Below are 6,000 nucleotides of genomic sequence, written 5' to 3' on the forward strand. Positions count from 1 at the left end.
CTGAGAGCCGCCGAAGCGGCGCGACCAGCTCCGCGGGAACCGGTCGCGCCGCTTCGGCCTCCCCGCCCCCTCGACCGACCATCACTCCCATGCCCGCACGCAGGAGGCGAACACCATGGCGGTGACCGACCATGCCATCGAGAAGATCAAGGAAATGATCGTCTCCGGCGCCCTGCTGCCCGGCGCGAGACTCCCCAACGAGGCCGATCTCGCCGACCAGCTCGGGCTGTCCCGCAACTCGCTGCGCGAGGCCGTCCGGGCGCTCACCGCGATGCGGATCCTCGTCCCCAGGCAGGGCGACGGCACCTACGTCTCCGGCCTGGAGCCACACCTCCTGCTGGAAGCCATGGCCTTCGCCGCCGACGTCTCCCACGGGCACACGGCCCGGCAACTCCTCCAGGTACGGCGCCTGCTGGAGCCACAGGTCACCGCCCTCGCCGCCGGCCTGCTCACCGACGACCACCTGCGAACGCTGCGGGCCGTCCTCGACCAGAGCGCTGCGGCCGCCGACATCGAGGAGTTCATCGAGCTCGACATCGAGTTCCACCGCACCATTGCCGATGCCGTCGGCAACCCCGTGCTGTCCACCCTGCTCGGCATCCTCTCCACCCACACCCAGCGGCTGCGCATCGTGCGCGGTACGCACAACACCCCTGCCCGCGAGCAGGCCCACCGCGAACACGAGGCCATCTGGCGGGCCCTGGTCGACCACGATGCCGTCCTGGCCGCCAGTGCCAGCACCGTGCACGTCGCCGCCGTCGAGGACTGGCTGGCCGCCGGCACCGACCCCCCGGACCTCGACGCCATCGCCTGACGGCGACGTGCCGCATCCCGCGAATCAGTTCCCCTCCCCCTCAGCGCGCAAAACCCCCACGACCCAGGACGGTCTGACACATGAAGAGCCGAACCATCCGGACCACCTGCACGGGCTGCATCGCCGTGTTGCTCGCCGGCTGCCTCACCGCCTGCGGTGGCAGTGATGACCCCGGCAACTCCCGCCCCCAGATCGGCATCGACATCCCCCGCGCCGACTCCGACTTCTGGAAGGCGTACGCGAAGTACATCCAGCAGGAGATCAACGACCAGCAGCTGAGTGTCCTGCCCCCGACCCGTTCGAACGGCGACGACGCGACGTTCACCGCCAACGTCCACTCGCTGGCCACCCGGCATCCCAAATCCATCGTCATGGCGCCGCAGAACACCATGACCACCGATTCGACACTCTCCGAGTTGTTCCGTGCCAACATCCACACGATCAGCGTGGACACCGAACCGGAGCACGGCAGCGTCTACATGGTGGTCCGCACCGACAACAAGGCGTACGGCGCCAAGGCCTGCGAGTTCCTCGGCAAGCAGCTCGGTGGCAAGGGCAAGGTCGCCGAACTCCAGGGCGCACTGAGCTCCATCAACGGATACGAACGCTCCGAGGGATTCGCCGCCTGCATGAAACGCAACTTCCCCGGTATCCAGGTGATCGCGCTGCCCACCGACTGGAAGGGCGACGTCGCCTCCGCCAAGCTCCAGTCCACCCTCGCCGCCAACCGGGACCTGAACGGCATCTACCTGCAGGCCGGCGGCGTCTTCCTCCAGCCCACCCTCGACCTCCTACGCCAGAAGGGCCTGCTCAAGCCCGCCGGCCAGCCCGGCCACATCGCCATCGTCTCCAACGACGGCATCCCGCAGGAGTTCGACGCGATCCGCAAGGGCGACATCGACGCGACCGTCTCCCAGCCCGCCGACCTCTACGCCAAGTACGCCCTGTACTATGCCAAGGCCGCGGCCGAGGGCAGGAACTTCCAACCCGGGCCCACCGACCACCAGTCGACCATCATCCAGCTGCCCAACGGCCTGGAGGACCAGCTCCCCGCTCCCCTGGTCACCAAGGAGAACGTCGACGACCCGTCGCTCTGGGCCAACCACGCCGCGGGCTGACCGAGGCGGGCCGCAGAACCAGGCCGGCCTCCACCGCACCAACGGGACGACGGGACTCCGGTCTGTGCACCACCACTGATTGCTCCCCCACCCACCCCCGCTGAGGGGCCGCACCATGCGAAGTGCACCGGTGGCCAGGGCGATCGTCGCCCTGGCCCTGGGTACCGCCGCCGCCTGGTCACCCGCCACGGCGACCGCCTCCTCCTCGACCACGACCACCACTCGTCCGGCATCGACGACCCGAAACCAACCCAGACCGTCCTCGCCAAGGCCGCCACCGAACTGGCCGCCGTCGAGAACGTCGAACTCGGCGACCTCACCGGCCGCGCCGGGCACGCCGTCCTCCTCAGCCGCGAGGACTCCTCCCCCCGTCCGGGTTCCCGCCGACCGCCTCCTGCAGCGGGACGGCCCCGTGCGAGAGACCGCCACGAAGCCGGCCGACGGCCGCTGGCAGCGTCCGGCTTCCGTAACCGTGGCAGCGGTGGCGCACCAGTCAGCTCGGGAGTCCCTCGGCGCCCTGGGCCGGGCAGGACGGCGGGTGCGGCGAGAAGTCGGGCGGGTCGGCTGATGCGCGGCGGGGCGTTTCTGGAGGCCGACTGGCAGCGCGAGACCCTGCGCACCAACCTGTGGCTGGTCCCGGCGGTCGAGGCGGCGGTCGCGGCCGCCCTGTTCGCCTGCACCGTGCTGTTGGACCGGTACGCCTACAACGGCCGCTTCTCCCTGCCGACGTGGGTGCTGAGCGGAGCCGCCGACGGTGCCCGGCAGATCCTGACCACGATCGCCGCGGCGATCATCACCGTGGTCGGCCTGGTCTTCTCGATCACGATCGTCGCCCTGACCCTGGCATCGACCCAGTTCGGGCCCCGGATGCTGCGCAACTTCATCCGGGACCGCGGTACGCAACTGACCCTGGGCACCTTCGTGGCCACCTTCTTCTACACCGTGCTGGTCCTGGTCGCGATCAGCCCCGGACCGCACGGGGACTTCGTCCCGCACCTGTCGATCACCGTGTCCCTCGCACTGACCGTCGTCGATCTGGCCGTGCTGATCTACTTCATCCACCACATCGCGACGATGATCCAGCTGCCCCAGGTCATCGCGAGCATCGCCGACGACCTCGGCCGCGCCATCGAGACCCAGGGCGGCACGGACACCGACGTACCCGGGACCCTGCGCGCCGGTCCCACCGAGGACGAGCTGATCCGGCGGATCGAGTCCTCCGGGGCCACGATCCCGACCACGGCCAGCGGCTATCTGCAGTACATCCGACACGAACGGCTGGTCCTGATCGCCACGGAGTCGGGTGCCGTGCTCCACCTTCCGTACCGGACGCTGACCCAAGACGTGTCCTTCGGCGTCGACCAGTTGGTGGAGATCGCGATCCGCGCCCTCTCGTCCGCCGTGAACGACACGTTCACCGCGCTGACCTGCATCGACTGGCTGAGCGAGTGCCTGTGCCGGATCACCACCGGATGGCATCCGCAGCGCGTGCACCAGGACGTGAGCGGCCACATCCGTGTCATCGCCTACCAGGCCGACTACGACCGGCTGGTCCAGCGCGCCTTCGAGAAGATCCGCCAGTCGGCGCCCGGCATGCCCGCGGTGATGATCCGCCAGCTGGACGGCCTTCACAAGATCATGGAACAGACCTCGGCGCCGGCCAGGCGCCAGGTCCTGCTGGAGCAGGCGACCATGATCCAGCGGTCGTGCGACGCCTCGGTCCCCGAGGAGGCCGACCGCCTGGACGTGCGCCGCAGGTACCGCGCACTGCTCGCCCTCCGGGACGACGTGGAACCGGCGCCCGCCGAGTCGTAGGCGACGCTGCCCGGCCGCCGTCGGCCGGGCCTCACAGCGAGAGCCGGTGCGGCAGGACGCAGACGACGACGTCGGTGCGGGCCCGCAGGACGGCCGCGAGCAGGATGCCGCGCTGGTTCTGCAGAATCTGGTAGCGGCGGTGCCGGGGCTCGACCTCGGGGATGAGGACCGCGATCTGGCGGCCGCCCAGTGCCTCGTTCCGGACGTACCGGACGATGGGCTCGACCAGCGAGCGCTGCGGGCTGTCGATCACCTGCAGGCGCACACCGGGGTTCCACTCGTCCCACCGCCTGACCAGGGCGGCGGCCGTCCCGGGGTCGGACTGGACGGTGACGGCGACCACCTCGTCGCCGAGCGCGAGTGCGGCGCTGAGCGCGTGCTCGGCCAGCTTGCTGACCTCGCCGATCGGCACGATCACCAGACTGGAGTTGCGGGTCGGCCGCGCGGGGACCCGGCCGAGCCCAAGCTCGACCTCGACGGCCGTGTAGTAGCCCTGGATCCGCGCGAAGAGCAGCATCATCAGCGGTACCGCGACCACGACGAGCCAGGCGCCCTCCAGGAACTTCGAGAGCAGGAACACCAGCGTCGCCACCGCCGTCATCACGGCCCCGGTGCCGTTGATCACCGCCCGGCGCCGCCAGCCCGGTGGGCGCTGTCGGCGCCAGTGCCGGACCAGACCGGTCTGGCTGATGGTGAAGCCGGTGAAGACCCCGATGGCGAAGAGCGGGATCAGCCGCTGGGTGTCGGCGTCGACGGCGAGCAGGAGCAGCGCGGAGAGCAGGGCGAGCGCGAGCACGCCGTAGCGGTACACGGGGCGTTCCCTGCGCAGCCCGAACAGGTGGGGCAGCCGGTGGTCCCGGGCCAGCAGGCTCATCAGGACCGGCAGCCCGCCGAAGCTGGTGTTGGCGGCCAGCGCCAGGATGACGGCGACGAGCACATTGGTCGCGTAGTACGCCCACCCGTCGCCGTAGGCTCCGGCAGCCAGTTGGGCCAGCACCGTCACCCCGTAGCGCGGGGCGACGTGGTCGCGGCGGATCAGCACCGCCAGGCCCAGCAGCATCACCCCGAGCAGTGCGCCGAGCATCAGCTCGGTGCGCTGGGCGCGCTTCGCGCGCGGCTCGCGGAAGGCCGGCACGCCGTTGGCGATCGCCTCCACCCCGGTCAGGGCGGAGCAGCCGGCGGCGAACGCCTTGAGTACGAGCAGCAGGCCGAGGGTGGCGGTCACCGGTACGGTCCGGGCGGTACCGACCACGGCGGCGGGGTGGGTCCTGGCCAGTCCCAGCACGATGATGCCGAGGATGGTCCCGATGAACAGCACCGTGGGGAGCATCATCACCCGGGCGCTCTCCGCGATGCCGCGCAGGTTCACCAGGGTGAGCAGGGCCAGCAGCCCGAGGCAGACCTCCACCAGGTGCCCGTTCAGCGTGGGGAAGGCGGAGGCGAGACTGGCGGCTCCGGCCGCGAGGCTGACGGCGACGGTGAGCACGTAGTCCACCACCAGGCTCGCCGCCGCCAGCAGGCTGACCGGTGCGCCGAGGTCCTTCTTGGCGACCGCGTAGGCACCGCCGCCGTCCGGGTGGACGGCGATCACCTGCCGGTAGGAGACCACCAGGACGGCGAGCAGCACGGTGATGGCCACGGTGATCGGCAGCGCGGCGGTGAGGGCGCCCGTGCCCGCCGCGATCAGCACGAGGACGATCGCCTCGGGCCCGTACGCGACGGAGCTCAGTGCGTCGAGTGACAGCGCGGCGAGCCCCTCCAGGCTGGTCAGGTGGTCCCGGCCGCCCTCTCCCGGCAACAGCCGTACCTTCGGGCGGAGCTCACGACGGGACATGCCGTATGCCAAGGAGACCTCACCGCCGACGGAGGGTTGACGCCGTCGCCCAGTCTGCCGGGCCGCGTGACGGCACGGCGCGCCCGGCAGCCGTCGCCGGGAGGCCGGTCACACTGACGGGTCAATCGACCGACGGACGGTCATCCCCTCGTCGGAGAATCGCAGGACGCCGCCGCGCTCGCCCGCTCCGGGTACGCGCCGTGCTGATCTGCGCCGACGACGACGCGATCCTGCACGGCCGGCGGGCCCACGCCGACCACCGCGATCTACACGTCGCCTGGAGCCCGGACGGCCGGCCCACACTCGTCCTGCCCTGGGACGAATCCCACGACGACCACGCGGCCGTCTCCATGGAAAACCGGCCTTCCCGGTCCCCCACCATGGAGGGATGGACAGACACCCGATCGACGTTCCGGGCG

General features: G+C 70.8%; 5 protein-coding genes. 4 read left to right on the forward strand and 1 reads right to left on the reverse strand.

The window, feature by feature from the left end; genetic code table 11:
* Nucleotides 1-115: 115 nt before the first annotated feature.
* The 3 genes from P3T27_RS17235 (at nt 116) to P3T27_RS17245 (ending at nt 3,747) form a co-directional block, all read left to right on the forward strand.
* Entirely contained in the window at nt 116-814 is a 699-nt protein-coding gene (locus tag P3T27_RS17235; protein ID WP_280679279.1) for a FadR/GntR family transcriptional regulator, read from the forward strand.
* A gap of 80 nt (nt 815-894) precedes the next feature.
* On the forward strand, nt 895-1,932 hold the full coding sequence (locus tag P3T27_RS17240; RefSeq protein ID WP_280679281.1) for a sugar ABC transporter substrate-binding protein: 1,038 nt from the start codon (nt 895-897) through the stop codon (nt 1,930-1,932).
* Between the two features lie 567 nt (nt 1,933-2,499).
* Nucleotides 2,500-3,747 (forward strand): DUF2254 domain-containing protein, encoded by a 1,248-nt coding sequence (locus P3T27_RS17245; protein WP_280679283.1) that lies wholly within the window; start codon nt 2,500-2,502, stop codon nt 3,745-3,747.
* Nucleotides 3,748-3,778: 31 nt separating this feature from the next.
* On the opposite strand, the gene P3T27_RS17250 is transcribed toward P3T27_RS17245, so the two are convergent.
* Complete coding sequence (locus tag P3T27_RS17250) at nt 3,779-5,581, reverse strand: APC family permease (protein ID WP_280679285.1); 1,803 nt, start codon at nt 5,579-5,581, stop codon at nt 3,779-3,781.
* A gap of 200 nt (nt 5,582-5,781) precedes the next feature.
* Here P3T27_RS17250 and P3T27_RS17255 point away from each other — a divergent pair.
* The coding region (locus tag P3T27_RS17255) for a hypothetical protein (protein WP_280679287.1) at nt 5,782-6,000 on the forward strand (219 nt) is incomplete at its 3' end.

This window comes from Kitasatospora sp. MAA19 (assembly GCF_029894125.1).
GTDB lineage: Bacteria > Actinomycetota > Actinomycetes > Streptomycetales > Streptomycetaceae > Kitasatospora.

Bases quoted from the DNA above. Each gene is read 5' to 3' on its own strand.
- P3T27_RS17235 (WP_280679279.1), top strand. From the start codon at position 116: ATGGCGGTGACCGACCATGCCATCGAGAAGATCAAGGAAATGATCGTC.
- P3T27_RS17240 (WP_280679281.1), top strand. From the start codon at position 895: ATGAAGAGCCGAACCATCCGGACCACCTGCACGGGCTGCATCGCCGTG.
- P3T27_RS17245 (WP_280679283.1), top strand. From the start codon at position 2,500: ATGCGCGGCGGGGCGTTTCTGGAGGCCGACTGGCAGCGCGAGACCCTG.
- P3T27_RS17250 (WP_280679285.1), bottom strand. From the start codon at position 5,581: ATGTCCCGTCGTGAGCTCCGCCCGAAGGTACGGCTGTTGCCGGGAGAG.